This is a genomic window from Pseudomonas sp. 3-2, assembly GCF_019710535.1.
Classification (GTDB): Bacteria; Pseudomonadota; Gammaproteobacteria; order Pseudomonadales; family Pseudomonadaceae; genus Aquipseudomonas; species Aquipseudomonas pharyngis.
Map to the genome: position 1 here is coordinate 4,156,540 of NZ_CP081200.1, position 23,110 is coordinate 4,179,649.

Annotated in this window: 23 protein-coding genes; 11 read left to right on the plus strand and 12 right to left on the minus strand. The window is 62.2% G+C overall.

Features of this window, described 5'->3' with window-relative positions; genetic code table 11:
• Positions 1-107: 107 nt before the first annotated feature.
• From K3819_RS18705 to K3819_RS18720, 4 genes are read left to right on the plus strand one after another with little or no spacing between them, the layout of a single operon-like run.
• On the plus strand, positions 108-1,271 hold the full coding sequence (locus tag K3819_RS18705; RefSeq protein WP_039767508.1) for an isovaleryl-CoA dehydrogenase: 1,164 nt from the start codon (positions 108-110) through the stop codon (positions 1,269-1,271).
• Between the two features lie 12 nt (positions 1,272-1,283).
• Positions 1,284-2,891 carry a carboxyl transferase domain-containing protein gene (locus tag K3819_RS18710; protein ID WP_221397684.1) on the plus strand — a complete coding sequence of 536 codons (1,608 nt, stop codon included), beginning with the start codon at positions 1,284-1,286 and terminating at the stop codon, positions 2,889-2,891.
• Positions 2,892-2,904: 13 nt separating this feature from the next.
• Positions 2,905-3,720, plus strand: coding sequence for a gamma-carboxygeranoyl-CoA hydratase (locus K3819_RS18715; RefSeq protein WP_221397685.1), 816 nt, complete (start codon positions 2,905-2,907; stop codon positions 3,718-3,720).
• Positions 3,720-5,669 carry an acetyl/propionyl/methylcrotonyl-CoA carboxylase subunit alpha gene (locus K3819_RS18720; protein ID WP_221397686.1) on the plus strand — a complete coding sequence of 650 codons (1,950 nt, stop codon included), beginning with the start codon at positions 3,720-3,722 and terminating at the stop codon, positions 5,667-5,669. Before K3819_RS18715 ends, K3819_RS18720 begins: the two co-directional genes overlap by 1 nt.
• A 39-nt stretch (positions 5,670-5,708) precedes the next feature.
• On the opposite strand, the gene K3819_RS18725 is transcribed toward K3819_RS18720, so the two are convergent.
• Positions 5,709-6,365 (minus strand): LexA family transcriptional regulator, encoded by a 657-nt coding sequence (locus K3819_RS18725; protein ID WP_221397687.1) that lies wholly within the window; start codon positions 6,363-6,365, stop codon positions 5,709-5,711.
• Positions 6,366-6,494: 129 nt separating this feature from the next.
• Between K3819_RS18725 and K3819_RS18730 the strand changes: the two genes are divergently transcribed.
• On the plus strand, positions 6,495-6,833 hold the full coding sequence (locus tag K3819_RS18730) for a DUF6124 family protein (RefSeq protein WP_039767517.1): 339 nt from the start codon (positions 6,495-6,497) through the stop codon (positions 6,831-6,833).
• 162 nt (positions 6,834-6,995) lie between these two features.
• Here the strand turns inward: K3819_RS18730 and K3819_RS18735 are convergent, their stop codons facing one another.
• Entirely contained in the window at positions 6,996-7,214 is a 219-nt protein-coding gene (locus K3819_RS18735) for a hypothetical protein (protein ID WP_156669347.1), read from the minus strand.
• Between the two features lie 97 nt (positions 7,215-7,311).
• Between K3819_RS18735 and K3819_RS18740 the strand changes: the two genes are divergently transcribed.
• On the plus strand, positions 7,312-8,463 hold the full coding sequence (locus K3819_RS18740; protein WP_064597797.1) for a M14-type cytosolic carboxypeptidase: 1,152 nt from the start codon (positions 7,312-7,314) through the stop codon (positions 8,461-8,463).
• A 146-nt stretch (positions 8,464-8,609) separates the two neighbouring features.
• Entirely contained in the window at positions 8,610-9,818 is a 1,209-nt protein-coding gene (locus K3819_RS18745) for an MFS transporter (RefSeq protein WP_221397688.1), read from the plus strand.
• A 7-nt stretch (positions 9,819-9,825) separates the two neighbouring features.
• Here the strand turns inward: K3819_RS18745 and K3819_RS18750 are convergent, their stop codons facing one another.
• Together K3819_RS18750 and K3819_RS18755 are read right to left on the minus strand one after the other, a co-directional pair.
• Positions 9,826-10,371: a cytochrome b gene (locus K3819_RS18750; RefSeq protein WP_085612696.1), complete on the minus strand. Its 546-nt coding sequence runs from the start codon at positions 10,369-10,371 to the stop codon at positions 9,826-9,828.
• Positions 10,368-11,462 carry a catalase family peroxidase gene (locus tag K3819_RS18755; RefSeq protein WP_221397689.1) on the minus strand — a complete coding sequence of 365 codons (1,095 nt, stop codon included), beginning with the start codon at positions 11,460-11,462 and terminating at the stop codon, positions 10,368-10,370. The genes K3819_RS18750 and K3819_RS18755 overlap by 4 nt, the downstream gene beginning before the upstream one ends.
• A gap of 157 nt (positions 11,463-11,619) precedes the next feature.
• Between K3819_RS18755 and K3819_RS18760 the strand changes: the two genes are divergently transcribed.
• Together K3819_RS18760 and K3819_RS18765 are read left to right on the plus strand one after the other, a co-directional pair.
• Complete coding sequence (locus K3819_RS18760; protein WP_085612697.1) at positions 11,620-12,126, plus strand: RNA polymerase sigma factor; 507 nt, start codon at positions 11,620-11,622, stop codon at positions 12,124-12,126.
• Positions 12,123-12,875, plus strand: a complete 753-nt coding sequence (locus tag K3819_RS18765) for an anti-sigma factor (RefSeq protein ID WP_221397690.1) — start codon at positions 12,123-12,125, stop codon at positions 12,873-12,875. Before K3819_RS18760 ends, K3819_RS18765 begins: the two co-directional genes overlap by 4 nt.
• A gap of 5 nt (positions 12,876-12,880) precedes the next feature.
• Here the strand turns inward: K3819_RS18765 and K3819_RS18770 are convergent, their stop codons facing one another.
• From K3819_RS18770 to K3819_RS18800, 7 genes are all read right to left on the minus strand, one after another.
• Positions 12,881-13,852, minus strand: coding sequence for a spore coat U domain-containing protein (locus K3819_RS18770; RefSeq protein ID WP_221397691.1), 972 nt, complete (start codon positions 13,850-13,852; stop codon positions 12,881-12,883).
• A complete protein-coding gene (locus K3819_RS18775; RefSeq protein ID WP_221397692.1) occupies positions 13,849-16,206 on the minus strand; it encodes a fimbria/pilus outer membrane usher protein in 2,358 nt (785 codons plus the stop codon). The genes K3819_RS18770 and K3819_RS18775 overlap by 4 nt, the downstream gene beginning before the upstream one ends.
• A gap of 84 nt (positions 16,207-16,290) precedes the next feature.
• Positions 16,291-17,073, minus strand: a complete 783-nt coding sequence (locus K3819_RS18780) for a molecular chaperone (RefSeq protein WP_085612701.1) — start codon at positions 17,071-17,073, stop codon at positions 16,291-16,293.
• Positions 17,074-17,097: 24 nt separating this feature from the next.
• Positions 17,098-17,598: a spore coat U domain-containing protein gene (locus K3819_RS18785; protein WP_064597816.1), complete on the minus strand. Its 501-nt coding sequence runs from the start codon at positions 17,596-17,598 to the stop codon at positions 17,098-17,100.
• A 4-nt stretch (positions 17,599-17,602) separates the two neighbouring features.
• Positions 17,603-18,139, minus strand: a complete 537-nt coding sequence (locus K3819_RS18790) for a spore coat protein U domain-containing protein (RefSeq protein ID WP_064597818.1) — start codon at positions 18,137-18,139, stop codon at positions 17,603-17,605.
• A 20-nt stretch (positions 18,140-18,159) separates the two neighbouring features.
• Positions 18,160-18,693, minus strand: coding sequence for a spore coat U domain-containing protein (locus K3819_RS18795; protein WP_085612702.1), 534 nt, complete (start codon positions 18,691-18,693; stop codon positions 18,160-18,162).
• A gap of 101 nt (positions 18,694-18,794) precedes the next feature.
• The gene (locus K3819_RS18800; RefSeq protein WP_409348356.1) at positions 18,795-19,304 is read right to left on the minus strand and encodes a spore coat U domain-containing protein; all 510 of its coding nucleotides are present in this window, start codon (positions 19,302-19,304) and stop codon (positions 18,795-18,797) included.
• A 287-nt stretch (positions 19,305-19,591) separates the two neighbouring features.
• Here K3819_RS18800 and zapE point away from each other — a divergent pair, with 287 nt between their 5' ends.
• Together zapE and K3819_RS18810 are read left to right on the plus strand one after the other, a co-directional pair.
• Positions 19,592-20,725, plus strand: coding sequence for a cell division protein ZapE (zapE, locus tag K3819_RS18805; protein WP_221397694.1), 1,134 nt, complete (start codon positions 19,592-19,594; stop codon positions 20,723-20,725).
• A 62-nt stretch (positions 20,726-20,787) separates the two neighbouring features.
• Complete coding sequence (locus tag K3819_RS18810) at positions 20,788-22,098, plus strand: leucine-rich repeat-containing protein kinase family protein (protein WP_221397695.1); 1,311 nt, start codon at positions 20,788-20,790, stop codon at positions 22,096-22,098.
• 127 nt (positions 22,099-22,225) lie between these two features.
• On the opposite strand, the gene K3819_RS18815 is transcribed toward K3819_RS18810, so the two are convergent.
• Positions 22,226-22,930: a YebC/PmpR family DNA-binding transcriptional regulator gene (locus K3819_RS18815; protein WP_011335021.1), complete on the minus strand. Its 705-nt coding sequence runs from the start codon at positions 22,928-22,930 to the stop codon at positions 22,226-22,228.
• Between the last annotated feature and the right edge of the window lie 180 nt (positions 22,931-23,110).

The window sequence follows — 23,110 nt, forward strand, 5'->3', positions numbered from 1 at the left end:
TAACGTAAAGGGCGATTGACAGCCATTCGTCACAGGCTTACGTTAACGTAAAGGTGAGAACTGAAACGCCCTTCTCCCCACCCTACAAAAAAGCCAAAAGGTGACCCATGAGCTACCCATCCCTGAACTTTGCCCTCGGTGAAACCATCGACATGCTGCGCGATCAGGTTCAGTCCTTTGTCGCCAAGGAGATCGCCCCGCGTGCCGCGCAGATCGACAGCGATAACCTGTTCCCGGCCGATCTGTGGCGCAAGTTCGGCGACATGGGCCTGCTCGGCATCACCGTGCCGGAAGAGTACGGCGGTGCTGGCCTGGGTTACCTGGCGCACGTCGTGGCGATGGAGGAAATCAGCCGTGGATCGGCTTCGGTGGCGTTGTCCTACGGCGCCCACTCCAATCTCTGCGTCAACCAGATCAACCGCAACGGCAACCACGAACAGAAAGCCAAATACCTGCCAAAACTGATCAGCGGCGAACATGTCGGCGCTCTGGCGATGAGCGAACCGAACGCCGGTTCCGACGTGGTCTCGATGAAATTGCGCGCCGATAAGCGCGGCGACCGTTTCGTGCTCAACGGCAGCAAGACCTGGATCACCAACGGTCCCGACGCCAACACTTACGTGATCTACGCCAAGACCGACCTGGAAAAAGGACCGCACGGCATCACCGCATTCATCGTCGAACGTGACTGGAAAGGCTTCAGCCGCAGCAACAAGTTCGACAAACTCGGCATGCGCGGCTCCAACACCTGCGAGCTGTTCTTCGATGACGTCGAAGTGCCGGAAGAAAACATTCTCGGCGTGCTCAACGGCGGCGTGAAAGTGCTGATGAGCGGTCTCGATTACGAACGCGTCGTGCTGTCCGGCGGCCCGACCGGGATCATGCAGTCGTGCATGGACCTGATCGTGCCGTACATCCACGACCGCAAGCAATTCGGCCAGAGCATCGGCGAATTCCAGCTGATCCAGGGCAAAGTCGCCGACATGTACACCCAGCTCAACGCCAGCCGCGCGTACCTTTACGCCGTGGCCCAGGCCTGCGAGCGCAACGAAACCACGCGCAAGGACGCCGCCGGCGTGATCCTCTACACCGCCGAACGTGCCACACAAATGGCCCTTGATGCGATCCAGATTCTCGGCGGTAACGGTTACATCAATGAATTCCCGGCTGGTCGTCTGCTGCGTGACGCCAAGCTGTACGAAATCGGCGCCGGCACCAGTGAGATCCGGCGCATGCTGATCGGTCGCGAACTGTTCAACGAAACCCGCTAAACGGAGCTGTCCATGGCTATCCTGCATACCCAGCTCAACCCTCGTTCAGCGGAGTTCGCCGCCAACAGCGCGGCGATGCTCAAACAGGTCGACGCCCTGCATACCCTGCTCGCCCAAGTGGCCCAGGGCGGCGGCGCGAAAGCTCAGGAACGTCACACCTCGCGGGGCAAACTGCTGCCGCGTGAGCGGATCAACCGCTTGCTCGATCCGGGCTCGCCGTTTCTGGAAATCAGCCAATTGGCCGCTCATGCCGTTTATGGCGAGGACGTGCCGGCCGCTGGCGTGATTGCCGGGATCGGCCGCGTGGAAGGCGTCGAGTGCATGATCGTTGCCAACGACGCGACGGTGAAAGGTGGCTCGTACTACCCGCTGACCGTGAAGAAACACTTGCGCGCCCAGACCATCGCCCAGCAAAACCGCTTGCCGTGCATTTATCTGGTGGACTCGGGCGGCGCCAACCTGCCGCGTCAGGACGAAGTGTTCCCGGATCGCGAACACTTCGGGCGAATCTTCTTCAACCAGGCCAACATGAGCGCCATGGGCATTCCGCAGATTGCCGTGGTCATGGGTTCCTGCACCGCCGGCGGCGCCTACGTGCCGGCGATGGCCGACGAAGCGATCATGGTGCGCAATCAGGCGACGATTTTCCTCGCCGGCCCGCCGCTGGTGAAAGCCGCAACCGGTGAAGTGGTCAGCGCCGAAGACCTTGGCGGGGCCGATGTGCATTGCAAGATTTCCGGGGTCGCCGACCATTACGCCGAAAGCGACGAGCACGCCCTCGCCCTCGCCCGCCGCAGCGTCGCCAACCTCAACTGGCGCAAACTCGGCGAAGTGCAGCAGCGCGCGCCGATTGCTCCGCTGTACGCCAGCGACGAGTTGTACGGCGTGGTGTCGGCGGACGCCAAGCAGCCGTTCGATGTGCGCGAAGTGGTTGCGCGACTGGTCGACGGTTCGGTGTTCGATGAATTCAAAGCGCTGTTCGGGACGACGCTGGTGTGCGGCTTCGCCCATCTGCACGGCTACCCGATCGCCATCCTCGCCAACAACGGCATTCTGTTCGCCGAAGCCGCGCAAAAAGGCGCGCACTTCATCGAATTGGCCTGCCAGCGCGGCATCCCGCTGCTGTTCCTGCAGAACATCACCGGCTTCATGGTCGGCCAGAAATACGAGGCCGGCGGCATCGCCAAGCACGGCGCCAAACTGGTGACCGCCGTGGCGTGCGCCAAGGTGCCGAAATTCACCGTGATCATCGGCGGCAGCTTCGGCGCCGGGAACTACGGCATGTGCGGGCGGGCCTACGATCCACGCTTCCTGTGGATGTGGCCGAACGCGCGGATCGGCGTGATGGGCGCCGAACAGGCGGCCGGCGTGCTGGTTCAGGTCAAGCGCGAGCAGGCCGAACGCAGCGGTCAGGCGTTCAGCGCCGAGCAGGAAAGCGAGATCAAGCAACCGATTCTCGACCAGTACGAAGAACAGGGTCACCCCTACTACTCCAGCGCACGGCTATGGGACGACGGTGTCATCGACCCGGCGCAGACCCGCGATGTACTGGCCCTGGCCTTGTCCGCGTCGTTGAACGCGCCTATCGAACCGAGCCGCTTCGGCGTGTTCCGGATGTGATCGGGAGAACCTCATGAGCGACTTCAACACCCTCGAATTGCAGAGCGATCCACGGGGTTTCGCGACCCTGTGGCTCAGCCGCGAAGAAAAGAACAACGCGTTCAACGCCGAGATGATCCGCGAACTGATCCTGGCGCTGGACAAGGTCGCCAGCGATGCCAGCCTGCGTTTCCTGCTGGTGCGCGGACGCGGCAAACACTTCAGTGCCGGCGCGGATCTGGCCTGGATGCAGCAATCGGCCGAACTCGATTACCACACCAACCTCGACGACGCTCGGGAACTGGCGGAGCTGATGTATAACCTCGCCAAGCTGAAAATCCCGACCGTGGCCGTGGTGCAAGGCGCGGCGTTCGGCGGTGCGCTGGGTCTGATCAGTTGCTGCGACATGGCGATTGGCGCCGATGATGCGCAGTTCTGCCTGTCGGAAGTGCGCATTGGCCTGGCGCCGGCGGTGATCAGTCCGTTTGTGGTGCAAGCCATCGGCGAGCGCGCGGCGCGGCGTTATGCGTTGACGGCCGAGCGATTCGGCGGACAGCGGGCGCGGGAAATCGGTTTGTTATCGGAAAGCTATCCGGCGGCCGAGCTTGAACAGAAAGTCGAACAATGGATCGACAACCTTCTGCTCAACAGCCCCGCCGCCATGCGCGCCAGCAAGGATCTGCTGCGTGAGGTCGGCAACGGCGCACTGACGCCGGCCCTGCGCCGCTACACCGAAAACGCCATCGCCCGCATTCGCGTCAGCCCGGAAGGCCAGGAAGGCTTGCGGGCCTTTTTGCAGAAACGTGCGCCGAGCTGGCAAGCCGCAACCACCACCAAGGAGCCGCGTTGATGAGCGCACCTGTTCTCACCACCCTGCTGGTGGCCAACCGTGGCGAAATCGCTTGCCGGGTCATGCGTACCGCCAAGGCGCTGGGCATGACCACCGTCGCCGTACACAGCGCCACCGACCGCGAAGCACGGCACAGCCGTGAAGCGGATATCCGTGTGGATCTGGGCGGCAGCAAAGCGGCCGACAGTTACTTACAAATCGACAAACTGATCGCCGCGGCCAAGGCCAGCGGCGCTCAGGCGATTCATCCGGGTTATGGCTTTCTGTCGGAGAACGCCGGGTTTGCTCGCGCCATCGAAGCGGCCGGCCTGATCTTCCTCGGCCCACCCGCCTCGGCCATCGACGCGATGGGCAGCAAATCCGCCGCCAAGGCCCTGATGGAAACGGCTGGCGTGCCGCTGGTGCCGGGTTATCACGGCGAAGCTCAGGATCTGGACACCTTCCGCGATGCTTGCGAGCGCATCGGCTATCCGGTGCTGCTCAAGGCCACCGCTGGCGGTGGCGGTAAAGGCATGAAGGTCGTCGAGGACGTCAGTCAACTGGCTGAAGCGCTGGCCTCCGCACAGCGTGAAGCGCAGTCGTCGTTCGGCGACTCGCGGATGCTGGTGGAGAAATACCTGCTCAAGCCGCGGCACGTGGAAATCCAGGTATTCGCCGATCAGCATGGCAATTGCCTGTACCTGAACGAGCGCGATTGCTCGATCCAGCGCCGGCACCAGAAGGTCGTCGAAGAGGCGCCGGCACCGGGTTTGAGCCCGGAACTGCGTCGGGCGATGGGCGAGGCGGCTGTGCGTTCGGCGCAAGCCATCGGCTACGTCGGTGCCGGCACGGTGGAGTTTCTGCTGGATGCTCGCGGCGAGTTCTTCTTCATGGAGATGAACACGCGGCTGCAGGTCGAACACCCGGTCACCGAAGCCATCACCGGGCTCGATCTGGTGGCCTGGCAGATTCGCGTTGCTCGCGGCGAAGCACTGCCGATCACCCAGGATCAGGTGCCGCTGAACGGGCATGCGATTGAGGTTCGGTTGTATGCGGAAGATCCGTCGAATGACTTCCTGCCAGCAACCGGGCGTCTGGATCTGTATCGCGAATCCGCCGCAGGGCCGGGGCGCCGTGTGGACAGCGGCGTTGAAGAAGGCGACGAGATTTCGCCGTTCTACGATCCGATGCTCGGCAAGCTGATTGCCTGGGGCGAGGATCGTGAACAGGCGCGTTTGCGGCTGCTGAGCATGCTCGATGAGTTTGCGATTGGCGGGCTGAAGACCAACATCAACTTCCTGCGGCGGATCATCGGTCATCCGGCGTTCGCGGCGGCCGAGCTGGATACCGGGTTCATTCCGCGCTATCAGGAGCAGTTGCTGCCAGCGCCTGCTGCGCTGAGCGATGAATTCTGGGTGGCGGCGGCGCAGGCTTTTGCGCAGAGCCTGCCGGGGATGGCTCGGGCGGATGATCCCGCTTCGCCTTGGGCGCTTCCCAGCGGTTTGCGTGCTGGCCTGCCACGTGAAATCACTTTGCATTTGAGTTGCGAGGGGCAGGACCGGGCGCTGACGCTCGGTGCTGGCAGTAATGCAAAACTGATCGGCGAACAACTGGTGCTCGAGCACGAAGGGCTGCGTCGGCAGCTGCGGGCGATTCGTCGTGAAGATGTGCTGTTTCTGCAATGGGACGGCGAGTTGCGACGCGTTGAAACGTATGACCCGATCAGCGCTGTCGACGCCAGCCACAGCCATCAGGGCGGTCTGACGGCGCCGATGAACGGCAGCATCGTGCGGGTGCTGGTGGAGGCCGGGCAATCGGTTGAAGCCGGTGCGCAATTGGTGGTGCTCGAGGCGATGAAGATGGAGCACAGCATCCGCGCGCCCCATGCCGGCGTGATCAAGGCGCTGTATTGCCAGGAAGGCGAAATGGTCAGCGAAGGCAGCGCACTGGTCGAACTGGAAGAAGCGTGAAAGGTGGATCGATCCTACGCCTGACGAGGATCGATCTGACTAGTATTTGGCCGATGCCTGAACCACGACGCCGATGATTCGGCACTCTTCGGTCAACAAAGCTTTCGGCCAGGTCGGATTGAGCGGCACCAGGTAGCGCTGGCCGCCCTCTTCGATCAGCTTGCGGAAAATCGCCTCGTCGCTGTCCGGCCACTGGGCGATCACCAGTTTGCCGGGCTCGGCTTCCAGCGCCGGGTCCACCAGAATCATCATCCCCTCGCCGATGCTCTGCCCGGTGGGCGCGGTCATCGCGTTACCCGTCACCGTCAGCCAGAACGCCGGGCCACGGGCGTGGTAATCCGTCAGTTCGAAACGTCGCTTGTCCTTGGCACTGGAATACGCTGGCTGGCTTTCACGGGCCTCGACCGGCGCATTCCACTCGCTGACCGGATAGCGAAAGTAAGGGTTGTACTTCTGCGCGAGGGGCATTTCGTCGTCCGCATCGATCTGCGGTTCACGAATCACCACCGCGACCTCGAGATACTCCATGCCCAGCGCCTTCAGCACGCGGTTCATCTGCGTGATGCCGGGCTCGCGGCGCTTGTTCAGCCAATGGCCGATACCGCCCTGAGACATGCCGACGCGCTCGCCGAGTTCGACTTGAGTGACGTTGAGTTCACTCATTTTGGCCTTGACCAACTCAATCCATTTATCCATGTGCGGCACCATACGTGGACGCCTTCGGCCGACAAAACACATATTGTAGTATTTAAATTCTGGTCACAAATACTGATAGTACTATTCTTGGGTCACGGATTTGAATCGACCAAGGAGTGACCTTTCACCATGAATATCACCAGCAAAGACTTGCCCGACCTGCAAATGGACACCACCTTCACCTCCCCGCAAGGGTGTGCCGCTGCGCAACGGGCGTTGGACTATTACTTGAAACCAGCTGTGTCAGAACCGGATGCAGAGGAACGCTTCTTCGGCGTGAACAGCAACCTGAGTGGCGAAGAATCCCTGGTCCACGCCTCCGACCTGCTGCGATGCGCAGCAGCCACGGCGTTCAAGGCTGCGGATGGCTTACAGGGCGTCAATCGGGATCTGGCGTTTTCGGTCGTGCACATGGTGGACATGGCACGAGCGATGGTCGATCACTCGCTCGATGGCGCGGTTCGCTGAAGACGGGAGTTCGGACGGACAGGAAAGAACTTTCCAATCGCGCAGATAAAACATTTGACTTGCAAATGATAATGATTATTATTGCAAGCAGCTGGTCGCGAGATCAGTCGATGGGCCAGAGACCTTAGGTCGGTCTTCTGGACTATCTCCTCATCAGGCTAATCACGGTTTTTGACCCGGCTTTTTGCCGGGTCTTTTTTTTGCCAGTTTTCTGGCTTGTGGCTTCAGGCTAATGAAGTCTTTGGGTGCTGCAAATTCGATGGCGCGGATAATATCAAAAGAATATTGCTTGGCAAGCGGACCCCGGCCCCATTGGGGCAAAGTAATGCCAATTAGCACTTGAGAATCAATCGCACAGCCACTAAGCTGCATCCGCGTCACGGAAGACGCCCCCTGCCACAACCCGCAATTTCCCTCGGTTTCACCCCTGTCTTGCGTGTAAAGTAGCCGCCATAAAAATCATATTCAGGAACCGATTATGACCGTGGCCAAATCTTCGTTCGACATCAGCGCCAACTTCGACAGCGGCAACATCCAAGTCATCGACATCAGTAATCCGCTCAACCCGGTTCTGGCAATTCGGCCAGATACCCGCAGCGCCCATTTCCAGTGGTTCCACTTCAAGGCCAGCGGCCTGCACGTTCATCAGGAACACTGGTTCCGTCTGGTCAACGCCAGTCAGTCCTCCTACAACAAAGCCTGGACCGGCTATCAGGCGGTCGCCTCTTACGATCACGTCAACTGGTTCCGCATTCCGACCCAATTCGAAGGCGACAGCCTGCGCTTCTGCCTCGAAGCCGAGCAGACCCACGCCTGGTTCGCCTACTTCGAGCCCTACAGCCGTGGCCGTCATGACTGGCTGATCGAGCAGGCGCTGACCAAGGCCGGCACCGAACTGCTGGCCACCGGAAAAAGCGTCGAAGGGCGCGACATTCAGCTGCTGCGCAAAGGCACTGGCGCCGAAGGTCGACGCAAGATCTGGATCATCGCCCAGCAGCATCCCGGCGAGCACATGGCCGAGTGGTTCATGGAGGGCGTGATCGAACGCCTGGAACATCATGACGATCCAGTGCTGAACAAACTGCTGGCCAGCGCCGATCTGTACCTGGTGCCGAACATGAACCCGGACGGCGCCTTCCACGGTCACCTGCGGACCAACGCCATGGGTCAGGACCTGAACCGCGCCTGGCAGAACGCCAGTCAGGAAGTCAGCCCGGAAGTACTTTTCGTACAACAGCAAATGGAAAAGTACGGCGTCGATCTGTTCCTCGACGTACACGGCGACGAAGAAATTCCCCACGTGTTCACCGCCGGCTGCGAAGGCAATCCGGGTTACACCCCGCGGATCGAGAAACTCGAAGAACACTTCCGCAGCCACCTCAAGCACACCACCAAAGATTTCCAGACCAAGTATGGCTACACCCGCGATGAACCGGGCCAGGCCAACATGACCCTGGCCTGCAACAGCGTCGGCCAGAAGTTCGACTGCCTGTCACTGACCCTGGAAATGCCGTTCAAGGATCACGATGATGCGCCGAATCCGCTCACCGGCTGGTCGGGCAAGCGCTCGAAGCAACTGGGCAAGGACGTGCTGACCACCATCGCGGACATGGTCGACACCCTGCGCTGATCGCCCCTGAGTTTCGCTTCACAAAAGATCGCAGCCTGTCTGCGATCTTTTTTTTGCGCCGACTTTTACTCAATCAGGTTGCAAATCAAAACCGGATTACTTACCGTCACTCAAGTTTCAAATTGAAACCTGAAAGGATCCGGGACATGAACACTGCAACACTCGATAAAGGTGTCGTACTGCTTTTCTCCATCGCTTGCGGCCTCGCGGTGGGCAACGTTTATTACGCCCAGCCGCTGCTGGATGCGATGGCCGAAGCCTTCGAGATCTCGCCGGGCAGCATCGGCATCGTCATGACCTTGACCCAGGTCGGCTACGGCTTCGGGCTGTTATTGCTCGTACCCCTCGGCGACCTGCTCAACCGCCGGCGGCTGATCGTCACGCAAACACTGTTGTCCGCCGCAGCCTTGCTGATGATTGCTCTGGCCTCGAACAGCACCTGGCTGCTGATCGGCGTCACCCTGACCGGCCTGCTGGCCGTGGTCACCCAGGTGTTGGTCGCCTACGCCGCAACCCTGGCCGTCCCGGCGCAACGCGGAAAGGTTGTGGGCGTGATCACCAGCGGCATCGTCATCGGCATTCTGCTGGCGCGTACGGTGGCCGGCGGTATGGCTGATCTGGCCGGCTGGCGCTCAATCTATCTGCTGTCAGCGGGATTGACGCTGGTGATGGCTGTGTTGCTGTTTCGGGTGTTGCCCAAGGATGAAGGAGCACGACCGACCACGCATTACGTGGCATTGATCGCCTCGGTGTTCAGCCTGTTTCGTGAAGAACCGGTGCTGCGCCAACGTGCGATCCTCGCGCTGCTGACCTTCGCCAGCGCCATGGTGCTGTGGACGCCGATGGTTTTGCCGCTGGCCGCCGCGCCGCTGTCGCTCTCCCACAGTGAGATCGGATTGTTCGGACTCGCCGGCGCGGCGGGTGCACTCGCCGCCGCCAGAGCCGGACACCTGGCGGATCGAGGATGGGGGCAATGGGTCAGCGGTCTGTCGCTGCTGCTGATGCTGGGCTCGTGGCTGCCGATCGCACTGACCCAGTCTTCGTTGTGGGCGCTGCTGCTTGGCGTCATCACCCTGGATCTGGGCTTGCAGGCCGTGCACGTCACCAGCCAGAGCCTGATCTACAGCGTCCGCCCGGAGGCACAAAGCCGACTGACCGCCGGCTACATGCTGTTTTACTCAATTGGCAGCGCCTTGGGCTCAATCGCCTCGACGGCCATGTACGCCTGGGCAGGATGGCCGGGCGTCTGCGGGCTGGGTGCCGCAATCAACATGGTCGCGTTGCTGTACTGGTGGCGAACGCTGGGCACCCGGAAACGTGGCGAGGCGGCTTGCGCCCTCGCCACGTCGGACTGACACACGATCAACCGCGATTGCGTCCCCGCAGCATGCTGTCGAGCACCTCGTCGCGGCGCACCCAGCCATGGAACAGCGCGGCCGCCAAGTGCAGTAGCACGGTCAGGAACAACAGATACGCCAGATACCCATGAGCCTTGCGCAGCAACGCGAACACCTGCGCATCCGCCGGCACGATCGACGGCAATTGCAGGGACGCGCCGAGCATCACCGGATCCCCCGCCGCGCTGATCATCGCCCAGCCCAGCAGCGGCAACACCAGCATCAGCGCGTACAGCAACAGATGAGAGGCCTTGGCCGCCATCACCTGCCAGCCCGGCAGATCCGCCGGCAGCGGCGGCTGACGGGTGCCCAATCGCACCAGAATGCGCACGATCACCAACGCGAGAATAGCGATGCCCAGCGGTTTGTGCAGATTGATCAGCCATTCATGCCGCGCCGACACCGAGGTCACCATACCGGCGCCGATGAACAACATCGCGATGATCATCAACGCCATCAACCAGTGCAGCAACCGCGCCAGCGGATTGAAATGAGTCGGTTGCGTGCTCATGGGCGAGCCTCCTTTTTGCCGGTGGGCAGTTGGCTGACTTCGCTGGTGCGACGCAGGTAGGAATCGGCGTAACCGGCCGAGCGCGCGGCGAGCAGCGGATCGTCGGAACCCTGAATGCCGGCCGGCAGCACCAGCGGATCGTAGTTGATGTCACGGCATTCGCCGCTGAGCTGCGGCTGGGTCTTTTCCAGCACCAGGGTGCCGGCGTTCAACACTTTGCGACCGGCGGGCCAGGTCTTGCTCGCATCGTTCACCGGATCGTCGGCATTGGCCAACGTGATGTTCAATTGAAAGCGCAGCGGCCCTTCGGCCAGGCGTTGCACCAAGTCTTTTTCAAGGAAGTCGCTACCTTCAGGCGCAGTCGCACCGGCAGCGTCCTGGGCCAGAGGCGTCATGCTCCAGCGCACCGCCTGCTTCTTGCCGCTGGCATCCACCAGATAGAACGCGTTGACGCTGTTGTAGGTTTCCGTCGCGTAACTGGCCGAGGGTCTGGCGGTTTTTATCCAGGTCAGAAATGGCACGGCTTCCGGGTGTGCGGCAAAAAATGCCGGCACCTTGGTCGGATCCGGTTTACCGGTGGCAGGATCCGGCGATTGCGCCTGCTGCAACTGATAGAACGCCTCGGGCGTGCCAACCGGGAACACCGGCATGCTGTTCATCCCGGTGCGCCACTGCTGGCCGTTGGCCTGAGTGAAACGCAGCGCCAGGCTGCGGATCGGTACGGCGCTGTCCGGCGCATACGGACTGCCGGCTGGCAACGCAAAGCGCCCGACCACCGGAGTGCGCGGCTCGTTGAACACTTGCGCGACAGAATACGAGCGAGCCTCGCCGCTGCTCTCGAAATGTCCGATCACGCACACACCTTTGGCGTGATTGCGGCGAAAGCCGGGATGCACGCCGTTGTTCTTTTCCAACACATCGACCAGCGCTTTTGGCGTCAGGCGTTGTGGGTCAAATGAACCATGAACGTAGGCAAACGCCCCGGCCAGGGCTGCGACTACCACGGCGATTCCGCCAAGACGCAACACCAGGCTCGCGGCACTCAGTGGCGGGCGTTGTGGCCCGCCGGGCGATGAACTGCGATCAACCATGAAGCACTCCAGGGCCATCGGCCACAAGTAGGAAGAATCAGCAAGACGCACACCATCGGGATTTATTCCACGGCCCGGTATTTATTTTTCAGAACGTGGAATAACCTCCAATGCCGGGCGTCTTCCTAGTCCACAGCGTAGCGACTAGCAGAACTTCATGAGCGAATTCGACGAACAACTGCGAGAAATAATCCCCAGATTGCGGCGTTTTGCCGTGTCGTTGACTCGCAACGGCAGCAGCGCCGACGACCTGGTACAGGCCAGTCTGGAGCGCGCGCTGTCGGGTTGGGGTGACAAACGCGCCGACGGTGATCTGCGCGCCTGGCTGTTTTCGATCCTGTACCGGCAATTCCTCGACGCGCATCGGCGTTCGCGGCGCTATGCGCGGATGCTCGAATTCTTCACCGGCCGCGATGACGCCGAGCCCTCGGTGGAACGCACCGTCATTGCCCAATCGACTTTGAAGGCCTTCGACCGACTGCCCACCGAACAGCGCGCGCTGCTGCTGATGGTGTCGGTCGAAGGCCTGACCTATAAGGAGGTCGCCGAGATTCTCGGCGTCCCCACCGGCACCGTGATGTCGCGCCTGTCCCGTGCTCGCCAGGCCTTGCGCCAGCTCAGCGACGGGGAAATCAGCAGCCCTTCCTTGCGGATACTCAAATGATCAGTCTGCCCCCCAACGAACGTGACCTGCACGCCTACGTCGACCATCAGCTCAGCGAATCCGACCGGCATGTGCTGGAAACCTGGCTCGCCAGTCACCCGGACGAAGCGGCGCAGGTTCGCGCCTGGCAACAGGACGCCCAGCACCTGCGCGCCGCCCTCGGCGGCGCCTTGCAACAGCCGGCCAATCCGGACCTCGATCCGGCGCTGATCCGTCAGCGCCTCAAACGCCAATCGCGCCGCCAGTGGGCCAGCGCGGCGGTGTTGCTGATTGCCGTCAGCCTCGGCGGTGTCGGTGGCTGGAAGGCTCGGGACATGACCGTTTTTCATCCTCCGGCGCCGATGACGGATGCCTTGCAGGCGTACCGTTTGATCGCCCAGCAAGGGCTTCTGCCGGCGGACTACAAGGTCGATGGCGATGGCGACATCCAGCGCTGGCTCGACCGTTATTTCACTCAGGCCAATCGCCTGCCGGACCTGACGGCAGCCGGGTTTGCACCGGTCAGCGGTCGTCTGTTGAGCACCGATGAAGGCCCGGCGGCGATGGTGATGTATGAAGACCAGAGCGGGCACAAGGTCAGTTTCTACGTGCGTCCACCGGGACCGAAAAATACCTTCCTGCCACGGGGCAGCCGCCAGGACGGGGATCTGCAGGCCGAGTACTGGTCCGGAAAAGGCTACAACTACGCAATGGTCAGCCCAACCGATACTCCGGCGGCGAAAATGCTCAAGCAATCGCTGAGCTTCTAGCCGGTTCAGAACCCCACATCCAGCACCACATTGTCCAGATAGGTTCCAGCGGGCGGTGTGGTCTGGTCGGTGTAGATTTTCGCGTTGTAATTGAAGATCTGGCTGCCGGTGCCCAACCCGTTGCCGGGGTTGACCTCGGCATCGCTGCTGGCCCGGCGAGCCGCGCCGACACTGCCCCAACGGGTGGTCCCGGCACTCTTGAAAATGTCGTAGGCCAGATAGTTGCTGCCGGAAATCATCCGCCGTCGTCCGCCAACGCTCAGCGCATTCTGCCCGTCGTTCAGCCCCACTGTGTAGGCACTGCCCTTGGTGCAGGCGAGGTTGATGGTCTGCCCGGTCACCGGGGTGAACGCACTGACCACCGGCGCGCTGCCGAAAGCGATGTTCGGCGCGGTGATGGTGCAATCGTTGGACACCGTCAGGTTGACCGTCAGTGTCGTGGTACCGCTGTTGATGTCGCGGCCCAGGCAAAGCCCGCCGACACCTATGCCCGAGCAGTAATTCCAGTTCCAGAAAATGCTCAGGGTTTCGGTGTATACCCCCGCCGCCACGTTGCTGCCGATGGTGGTACCGAAATAGAGCGGAACGGTTTTCGGCACCGTACCGCCGAGCAAGCCGAGGGCGTCGATAATGCCGTTGCGGGCGAAGTCATAGGCGGTGCCACGCGTCAGCGGGTAACTGGTGCTGTTGTTGGCGTAGATCGTGTAACCGATCACGTCGCCGGTAGGTCCGAGCAAGCCACTCTGGGTCGAGGTGACCGTGGCCCAGAAATGGTCATTGTTGGTCAACAGCGACAGCAACGAGCCGGTGCAACTCAAGCCCCCGTTCAAGGTGGAACTGGGTTGCGAGGCGGTGCGCACGGCGATCGAACTGATGTTGCCGAACCCGGCCGGCGTGGTGGTCACCACCGAACACAGCGCCTGCGCCAGCCCCGGCAGCAGCAACAGCAGCCACAGAACAAGCCGCGCCCGGATCATTGGCACACCAACGGGCCGATCAGCGGCACTTCGTTCTGCTGCAGATCGACGCTGAATTGCGCCTGGCAGGTCTTGCCGTCCGCGAGAGTCACCCGCAGCGAATTCTGCGCCTGGAGGTTTTCCAGGTAGACCAGTCCGTCCCAGCCGACCACCGTTCGCGTGCCGCTCTGTTCGTGCAGCACGCCACTGCCCAGCGGCAACTCCTTCTGCTGCGCATCCACCAGCACGATGCTCGCGGCAATCACCCGGCTCAGCGGAAACTCCAGCAGATAGCCGCTGCCCCGGCGCACGGCAACGCGCTGTTCGACATTCGGGCTGCGCACGTTGGCCGGCAGGTTCAACGGATCGATTTCGTACTTGCCGCGGTAATAGGCACTGCTCCACGGCACCAGCAAATGGCCGTTGCGGTCGGTCTGGCCGACCTGCTGGTTCTCGTAACGCACCGGAATGTTCGCGTAGCCGTCGGTGCTGACCACCACGAACGCATCGTCGATACGGTTGGCGGCGAATACTTGATCATCCATCCACACCAGCGAGCCGCTGGCATCGGCCCAACGGGTTTCGGCGTCGGACGTCCCGTAGACGCCCGCCTGCAATTGCACCGATTGCAGACGCCAGGTCACGTCAGCCTGACGGTAATCGGCGCCGTCGCCCTTGGCGTAGCCCAGATTGAAGCCCACCCCGCCCTCGGACGGCACGGCGCGGCTGTAGTTGACTCGCTGCTGCGTCTGCCCGGTCTTGCTGCGTTCGCTGCTGATGGCCAGGCTGCCGCGCAGGTCGAACGGAATCACCAGTTGCGCCTGCACCGCCCAGTTGCTGTCGCCGATTTCGCGGTTGGCCGACAGGTAGAAACTGCTGTTGCGCCACAGCGGTTTGCTCCAGCTCAGATTGAGCAACCGCGTGCGGGTTTCGTCTGCCGCGCGAATATCGAAATAACCGACGCCGAGACTGCCCCAGCGCTCGAGGTTGAGGCTCAGTGTCGCCTGTTCACTGCGCCGGCTGAGTGTGGTGTAGGGACTGTCCACGACCGTCAGGTCGGCATAGCGGTCACGGCGTTGCAGACGCTGATAGGAAAAGCTGTAGCGCTGGCCGCTGTATTGATAACCGAGGCTCAGTTGCTGACCACCGTCGCCATCGAAACGGCTTTGACTGATTGCACTGTTGAGTACCCCGAAATTGCCCAGACGCAAGTTGCCGCCCAGCCCGCCGAGGGTGAGGGAATCCGCCGCTTCGGCATGACTCTCCAGAGTAAACGTGTCGCTGACGCCGTAGCGCAGACTTCCCGAGGTCACGCCCGGCCCGTAGCTGAAATCCTTCAGGCCGTAATCCCGGCGCAACGTACCGGCGGCCACCGAAAAATCGCTCAGGCCTTTTTGCAACAGGCTGCTGGTGACGTAGAACGGCACCGTGGTCGACACCTGTCGGCCCAGCGCATCGGTAGTCACCACCACCGCCTCACCCGCGCCGTTGATAAACGGAATGTTGGTCAGGGTGTACGGGCCCGGCTGCAGGTCGGTGCTGCTGGATTTGTAGCCGTTGATGAACAGATCCACCGAGGACGGCACCGCCGCTTCCCCGGCGAACTGCGGCAGCGGATAGGTCACCAGATCCGGACGCACCGCAAAATCCCGCGAGAACTGCACACCGCCCAGCCGTACCGAACTGCTCCAGGGCAAGGCGCCGCTGACCACGTCCCCGGCCTCGTAGGTCAGCATCCGTTCATCATCGGAGTAGCGCCAGGTGGTGTCGTAACGCAGATAGCCGTTGTCCAGCGTGCTGACCGCATCCCCTGACAATGTGCGGCGATATTGCCCGGTGTTCGACAACGTGCCCCAACTGTCGAACAGCCGCACCTCGTTCCACGCCGCCAGATAAGTGCCGACGTCGTCGGTGTCATTGAGGTAGAGGTCATAGTTGAACAACGCGCCGAAACTGCTCAGCGCCGGGGTGCGCGGATAAACCTCGCGGTTGCCGATGAACTGCTCCGGCAGCCAGTCCGGCGGCACGTCGAGCAGCAAGCGCTGGCTGACGCTGTCGTAATCGCTGTGCAGGCCCGGCAGGCCGTCGAGATCGACTTCGGCACCGGCCTCTTCCGGCAGCTTCATGCCGGTATCGCGCAATACGCTGGCAGGCAGGAACAGGCGCCCGTCGCGCTGCTCCACCGCCACCACCCGACCGGTATTCATCTGGTTGACCACCAGTTCCAGAAACAACTGTGCATCACTCACGGCCTCCATGCCGCTGGGAGGCGGCGGCAGTTCACCGGCCCCGGATGGATGAATGAACATCAGGCACCACGCGCCGGTCATGAGCCACAACGGACGCTGAATACGGCGAGCCCATCCTGGACTCATTAGCGTGTTACGTCCGTCAATGGACTGATTCCTCCTGAAACCGCTGGCGCCGAAGCCTGAACACTTCGACATGGCTCGCTACGGCTATCGCGCCGGCGGAATGCTCTGCACCTTGGCCGCGCCATTGATCCGTCCCGCCAGCTCTCCCGCCACCGGCCCCGGTGCCGGCCAGCGCATCACCGCGCCGGGCAGTACGTAGCCGAGTAATCCCTCGGCCAGCGGTTTGCTTTGACCGCCCTGTGTGATGGCCACATCGGTCAGTCGCGCATGCACCGCGCCCTGATTGCGCACTTCCACATAAGGACGGCCCTCCACCGCCACCGTGCGCCAGCTCAATTGCGGCAGGCCGATACCCTTGGGGTCACGCTGGCGGGCGCTGTCTTCCTTGCTCCACAACCCCGCGCCATAGGCGAACAGTGGCACCGAATAGCGCATCTGGAAGCGGATCGCCGCCGCAGTCTTGCCGTCTTCGGCGACGGGCGGCTGGGCCGAGGGGATTTCATCGATGATGATCCGATACGCCAGCTCCTGGCCTGGCGGCACGTCCTTGGTACGGGTCAGACGCACCAGTTGCTTCTGTCCCGGCTCGATCTTCGCCACCGGCGGGCTGCCGATCACCTCGCGTTGATTGCGGTATTGCTCTTCGAAACCGCTCTGGCTCCAGCCGAACACGCGTATCTGCAGGTTGGCGGTTTCCGTGCCGCGATTTTCCAGCCACAGCGCACTGGCCTGCTGATCGGCCTCCAATACCGGGTCGATCGGCCAGATCAGCACCGAACTGGCAGCCTGGGCCTTGAGCGTCCCGAACATGACCAGCGCCAGCACGGCGCAACACGCGAACGAATAGCGTGACGTGAAAAACCCCATAAACCTGCTCCTTGTCATTTCACATCACCACGACAGCTGCACCTGCAACACATCGCTGTATGTCCCCCCGGGTTGATTGCCCGGTAATTGCACCTGCCCGTAGATCGGCAGACTGATGTTGTTCGCATCGCTGTAGGCCACCGCCACGCTCTGGCCGATGCCCAGGCTCTGGCTGTACGCCGCATCGCGAAACAGCGCATAGGCCACCTTCGCGCTGCCTCCGCTGATCTGCATGCGTCGTCCGCCGCTGTTGTATTGGCCGCCATCGACCGTCATGTTAAGCGCCACCCCCGGCGTGCATTGCAGCGTCACGCCACCGGTCAATGCGACCTGCACCGTGCCGGTGGCAAGCGCCGACCGCGAACCGAAATTCAGCCCGCCATAGTTCGATACGCCCCCCACCACCAGACAGCCCGGTGTCACCGTGGCACTGACCTGGAAGCTCTGACTGGTGACCGCCGCCAACGGCAGCGGCAAGCTGCCCGCACACAGCAGCAACAGCCCCGCACAGCCATGCCGGCCCATGGCGCTAGAACGTCAGTTCAACGGAAATCGTGTCGGTGTACGTGCCCGCCGGCAGCCCGGCCTTGCCGACCGCCTGACCGTAGATGTTCACGGTCTGCGCTACACCGGTGCTGGCCGCGAGGTTGATCACCCCGTCGATGGCCAACAATTGGGAGTGCCCGGCGTCGGTGTACAAGTCATACGGCACGTAATTGGCCACTCCGTCATACAACGCGCGAGTGCCACCCGGCGAGAGCCCGTCATGGGCGCCCGCCCGGACCTTGACCGTCGGCGTGGTGCCAGCCGAGCACAGGATCGACAGCGCCCCGCCCCCGCCGCCCAGCACCTGTCCGGTCGCCGTGGTGAACAGGCTGTTGGCGGTGCCGAAGTTCAACGCACCGAAGTTCAGCCCGGTAGAACCGCCGGAACCGTTGACCTGGCAACTGCTGATCAGGGTCAGGCTGGAGGTGATCTGGCCGGTGACCGTGGTGGCGGCATTGACGCTGGAAGCGAGCGTCAGGCCGAGCAACGACAAAGCTATCCTTGATGCAATCGTACGCATGGTGTCCGTCCTCTACGGGGTTACCAGTCGAGCGTCACCGTCAGGGTGTCGGTATAGACACCGGCCGGTACCGCACGGGTGTTCGCCACCACCGAGCCAAATACCGGAATGGGTATCTGTGCGCCGCTGGTGACAGCGAAATTGTGTTGTTGACCAATGCTGTAGCTCTGGCTGCCGGAGGCATCGAGAAACAGCTGATAGGGAAGTGTCTGGCGCCCATTGCTCAGGCGGCGTGTGGTGCCGTCGCCATGGGTGCCGCCGTCGATGGTCACGGTGAACCCGGTGACCGAAGGGTTACAGGCGACATTGAGCTGGCCGCTGCCTGCTTCGCTGAGGCTGGCCTTGATCGGTGCATTCCAGGTCGGGCCCTGCTGGCCGAAATCGAGTGAGCCCAGCCCGTCTACCGGGCCGGCGGGGCTGGAGGCGTTGGTCACTTCGCAGCCGGCAATCAACGTCAGCCGCGCGACGATCTGCCCACTGACTGCCGCTGGCGCGACCTCGGCGAACATCAGCAGCGTGGCTATGGCGATTACCCGCCCGTGTCTGTCCATCATTGAGCGCCTACTCCTTCAGGATCACTCGAACATTGCGCTCATCACTGAACGCCCTTCCCTGCGCCGCCCGGATCCAGCGGATGGCTGAAAAAACGCCGCGATCACCAGGTGACCGTCACCTTCACCAGATCCGAATACCGGCTGACCCGTGGCACTTCGGCCATCCGTTCGATCCGCCCGTATAACGGCAAGTCCACCGTGCCGCTGTCCGGCACCCGGCCACTGACCGGCACATCCACCACCAGCGGCACCTGCCGCGCAGGGTCCTGATACAGGCGATAGGGAATCGGCTTGCTGCCGGCCTCACCCGCCATATAACGCACCTCGCCGACGCCACCGTGCAGGCCGCCATCGACACGCAACTGGTACGGGGTGTCCGGGTTGCATTCCAGACGCGGCAGGCGCGAATTCGTCAGCGCCGCACCGAGTGGCCCGTCCCGGTCGCCAAGCCGCGCCGTGACGCCGAAATCGAGCACGCCCAGTTGTTCGATACCGGCTTCACGTTGCTGGCCAATCAACAGGCAACCGCGTTGCACATCGACCCGCACCTCGACCTGAAGATCGGCGGCGTGGGCCGGTGCCGCGAGCCCGCCCAGCAATGCCCAGACCATCCCTGCTTTCACCGCCCGCTCCTTGATCGCGACGGCGTATCTGCCGTTACAGTGTTTCAGGTTAGCAACGGACACCGATTGCGCCAGTCGATTGGATCCAGGCAACCGCCGGGATTTGTTTCGAAAGGTTGGCAACAGGTCGATTCATAATGTTGAAAAAACCTGTACATGCCGCAGATTACTGTCCGGGAAAACGATAAAGCGCAGTGGAAGCAAAACTACCCGTCTGGTTACACTACGCCGCCGCGCTCGCGGGGAGCCGGCCCGATGATGACGGAGTGATTGCAGTGCCCGCCCGACCGCCCGAACGTTCGCGTCTGACCCATCGCTGGTCAGCCTTGCGCCGCCTCTTCGGCAAACGCTCCAGTACCGCTGCGGGCCAATGCGCCGCCAGTGCGCAATCGGTGCGTGACTATTTCCGGCAAAAGGCCCACGGCCAGGGCTACACCCTCAGCCACAGCCAGCAGCGGGTCATCGACTGCATGGCGCAGCAGGCCGGCCTGTTGTTCGGCACACCTGCGCAAACCCCGCCCAGCCTGTATCTGCACGGGGCGGTCGGGCGCGGCAAAAGCTGGCTGCTGGACGGATTCTTCGAGGCGTTGCCGATTGCGCAAAAGCGCCGTCTGCACTTCCATGGGTTCTTCGCCCAGTTGCACCAAGGCATGTTCGAGCATCGTGACTGCGACGATGCCTTGGCCGTTACCCTCGATGCGCTGCTGCTGGACTGTCGGGTGCTGTGTTTCGATGAATTTCATGTGCATGACATCGGCGATGCAATGCTCATCACCCGCTTGTTCAAGGCGCTGTTCAAGCGCGGGATCCTGCTGTTGGTGACGTCCAACTACCCGCCCGAAGGCTTGCTGCCCAACCCGCTGTACCACGCGCGGTTCAAACCGGTGATCGACCTGATCAATGCGCGCATGCAGGTCATGGAAGTCGGCGGCCCGCACGATTACCGCAGCCAGGCGCGCCGGCATGCGCACCAGGTGTTCACCCAGGGCTATTACGTCTGGCCGGCCACCCCGGCGCAGCGCCAGGCCTTGAAGCTGCCGCCACTCGGCACCACGCCGTTGTCTCTGGCGGTCGGCAGTCGGCATTTGCAGGCGCGGCTGTGCGAAGACCGGCGCGTCGGTTTCACCTTCAACGACCTCTGCGAACAGCCCACCGCCGTGATGGACTATCTGGAACTGTGCCGGCGCTTCGACCACTGGATCATCGATGAGCTGCCGGAGTTGGGCGAATGTTCGATCGCCGCCCAGCAACGCTTCATCAATCTGATCGACGTGCTCTACGACCAGGACAAACACCTGACCCTGCTCGGCCAGCTCCCGTTGCGTGAAAGCCTCGGCGGCCAGGCGATCGATCTGGCCCGCACCCGCAGCAGGCTCGGGCAATTGCGCGAAGTGCACGAACCGGGCTGATTTGCCGTTATCATGCCGCCCATTTCCGGCGCTCGTGCGCCTTCCAGATAGCGATCCTTTTCATGCACACCCTTGCACAACTGCGCGCCGGCGAACTGTCGGGCATCACCCGGCTCGACCTGGCTGAAGGCCTGACTGAATTTCCGCCGGAGATTTTCAACCTGGCCGACACGCTGGAAGTGCTCAACCTCAGCGGCAATGCCCTGAGCAGCCTGCCGGACGACTTGCACCGCCTGACACGCCTGCGCGTGCTGTTCTGCTCGGACAATCAGTTCACCCGGTTGCCGGCGTGCCTGGGCCAGTGTCAGGCGCTGACGATGATCGGTTTCAAGGCCAACCGGATCACCCAGGTGCCCGGCGCGGCGCTGCCGCCGCAGTTGCGCTGGCTGATCCTGACCGACAACGCCATCGAAACCCTGCCCACCGAACTGGGCGAGCGTCCGCTGTTGCAAAAGCTCATGCTCGCCGGCAATCGCCTGCGCACGCTGCCGCCGTCACTGAGCCAGTGCCATCGGCTGGAACTGATCCGTATTGCCGCCAACCAGTTGATCGAGCTGCCGCAATGGCTGCTGACCTTGCCGAGCCTGACCTGGCTGGCCTACGCCGGCAATCCGCTGGAAACCGAAGCCGATGCCGACGCGCTCAACAACGCGCCCCTGATCGACTGGTCGGCGCTGCAGCTGGAGCAACGGCTGGGCGAAGGCGCTTCCGGGGTGATTTACCGGGCGCAGTGGCAGTCTGCGGACCAGTCGGCTACGCCGGTGGCGGTCAAGTTGTACAAGGGTGAGATGACCAGCGACGGCTCGCCGCTGCATGAAATGAACGCGTGCATCACCGCCGGGATGCACCCGAACCTGATCCGCGTCGAAGGCCGCATCGACCAGCATCCCGATGGTCAGCAAGGCCTGGTGATGCAACTGATCGATTCGAGTTACCGCAACCTGGCAGGACTGCCGAGCCTGGCGTCCTGTTCACGGGATGTGTATGCCGATGATTGCCGTTTCAGTGCCGACGTCGCCCTGCGTATTGCCCGGGGCATTGCCTCGGTCGCCGGGCATCTGCACCGTCACGGCATCACCCATGGCGATCTCTACGGACACAACATTCTGTTGAACGATCAGGGCGATTGTCTGCTGGGGGATTTTGGCGCGGCATCATTCCATGCCACGGCGGACACGCCTGAAACCCGTGCACTGCAGCGCCTCGAAGTGCGGGCGTTCGGGATTTTGCTGGGGGAACTGCTGGCACGCATCGACTCGGGGTTGAGCGATGAACAACGTCAGGCGCTGGAGGCTCTGGAACAGCAGTGCTGTCAGCCGGACGTGCTGGCACGGCCGGGGTTCGGCGAGATCGTTGAGGTGCTGCAACAGTAATGACCGCTGCGCGATCAATCGCGAGCAGGCTCGCTGCCACAATCGACTTGTATCACCCCTGTAAAGGGTCACTGATCAAATGTGGGAGCGAGCCTGCTCGCGATTGCAGCGTTACTGACTCGAAAAATCAGCCGGCCAGACCGACGAACATGTCCTGCACATCGTCATGGTTGTCCAGGCCTTCGAGGAACGCCTCGACTTCAGCCATCTGCTCGTCGCTCAGACCGCTGACCGGGTTCTTCGGCTGGTAGCCGAGTTTGGCCGACAGCACGGTGAAGCCTTGTTCCGGCAGGGCTTTCTGCACGGCATCGAGGTCGGTCGGATCGGTCAGGAACAGGGTCGCACCCTCTTCGCCCGCTTCGAAATCCTGCGCGCCGGCTTCGATCGCGGCCATTTCCGGATCGGCGTCCGGGGTGTCCGGCGACGCTTCGATCATGCCGACATGGTTGAAGTCCCAGGCAACGGAACCGGAAGCACCCAGTTGACCCTTGCGGAACGCCACGCGGATTTCCGCCACGGTGCGGTTGATATTGTCGGTCACGCACTCGACGATCAGCGGCACCTGATGCGGTGCGAAGCCTTCGTAGGTAACGCGATGGTATTGCACGGTTTCGCCCAGCAGCCCAGCACCCTTCTTGATGGCACGGTCCAGGGTTTCCTTGGGCATCGAGGCTTTCTTGGCCTGTTCGACCACCAGACGCAGGTGTGCGTTGGTGGCGGTATCGGCACCGTTACGCGCAGCAATGGTGATTTCCTTCACCAGTTTGCCGAAGATCTTGCCCTTGGCGTTGGCTGCCGCTTCTTTGTGTTTAACCTTCCACTGTGCGCCCATTACTCACTCTCTTGATCTGTGGCGCCGAGACATCTATTGGCCGACGCATGGCGGCAAGTTTATACGGCCTAAAGTCGGCAATCGACCAAAAAATCCGCTGCGGATCGACATCTTCTACGCGCCTTGTAGGGCGATTCTGAAAAACCGGTTTGCCATGTCCAATCAACGTCGCGTTTTCGT

Bases quoted from the DNA above. Each gene is read 5' to 3' on its own strand.
- K3819_RS18755 (WP_221397689.1), bottom strand. From the start codon at position 11,462: ATGGTTGATCGCAGTTCATCGCCCGGCGGGCCACAACGCCCGCCACTG.
- K3819_RS18790 (WP_064597818.1), bottom strand. From the start codon at position 18,139: ATGCGTACGATTGCATCAAGGATAGCTTTGTCGTTGCTCGGCCTGACG.
- K3819_RS18750 (WP_085612696.1), bottom strand. From the start codon at position 10,371: ATGAGCACGCAACCGACTCATTTCAATCCGCTGGCGCGGTTGCTGCAC.
- K3819_RS18785 (WP_064597816.1), bottom strand. From the start codon at position 17,598: ATGGGCCGGCATGGCTGTGCGGGGCTGTTGCTGCTGTGTGCGGGCAGC.
- K3819_RS18765 (WP_221397690.1), top strand. From the start codon at position 12,123: ATGATCAGTCTGCCCCCCAACGAACGTGACCTGCACGCCTACGTCGAC.
- K3819_RS18815 (WP_011335021.1), bottom strand. From the start codon at position 22,930: ATGGGCGCACAGTGGAAGGTTAAACACAAAGAAGCGGCAGCCAACGCC.
- K3819_RS18740 (WP_064597797.1), top strand. From the start codon at position 7,312: ATGACCGTGGCCAAATCTTCGTTCGACATCAGCGCCAACTTCGACAGC.
- K3819_RS18745 (WP_221397688.1), top strand. From the start codon at position 8,610: ATGAACACTGCAACACTCGATAAAGGTGTCGTACTGCTTTTCTCCATC.
- K3819_RS18800 (WP_409348356.1), bottom strand. From the start codon at position 19,304: ATGGTCTGGGCATTGCTGGGCGGGCTCGCGGCACCGGCCCACGCCGCC.
- K3819_RS18730 (WP_039767517.1), top strand. From the start codon at position 6,495: ATGAATATCACCAGCAAAGACTTGCCCGACCTGCAAATGGACACCACC.
- K3819_RS18710 (WP_221397684.1), top strand. From the start codon at position 1,284: ATGGCTATCCTGCATACCCAGCTCAACCCTCGTTCAGCGGAGTTCGCC.
- K3819_RS18760 (WP_085612697.1), top strand. From the start codon at position 11,620: ATGAGCGAATTCGACGAACAACTGCGAGAAATAATCCCCAGATTGCGG.
- K3819_RS18795 (WP_085612702.1), bottom strand. From the start codon at position 18,693: ATGATGGACAGACACGGGCGGGTAATCGCCATAGCCACGCTGCTGATG.
- K3819_RS18780 (WP_085612701.1), bottom strand. From the start codon at position 17,073: ATGGGGTTTTTCACGTCACGCTATTCGTTCGCGTGTTGCGCCGTGCTG.
- K3819_RS18705 (WP_039767508.1), top strand. From the start codon at position 108: ATGAGCTACCCATCCCTGAACTTTGCCCTCGGTGAAACCATCGACATG.
- K3819_RS18715 (WP_221397685.1), top strand. From the start codon at position 2,905: ATGAGCGACTTCAACACCCTCGAATTGCAGAGCGATCCACGGGGTTTC.
- K3819_RS18725 (WP_221397687.1), bottom strand. From the start codon at position 6,365: ATGGATAAATGGATTGAGTTGGTCAAGGCCAAAATGAGTGAACTCAAC.
- K3819_RS18775 (WP_221397692.1), bottom strand. From the start codon at position 16,206: ATGAGTCCAGGATGGGCTCGCCGTATTCAGCGTCCGTTGTGGCTCATG.
- K3819_RS18720 (WP_221397686.1), top strand. From the start codon at position 3,720: ATGAGCGCACCTGTTCTCACCACCCTGCTGGTGGCCAACCGTGGCGAA.
- K3819_RS18770 (WP_221397691.1), bottom strand. From the start codon at position 13,852: ATGATCCGGGCGCGGCTTGTTCTGTGGCTGCTGTTGCTGCTGCCGGGG.
- K3819_RS18810 (WP_221397695.1), top strand. From the start codon at position 20,788: ATGCACACCCTTGCACAACTGCGCGCCGGCGAACTGTCGGGCATCACC.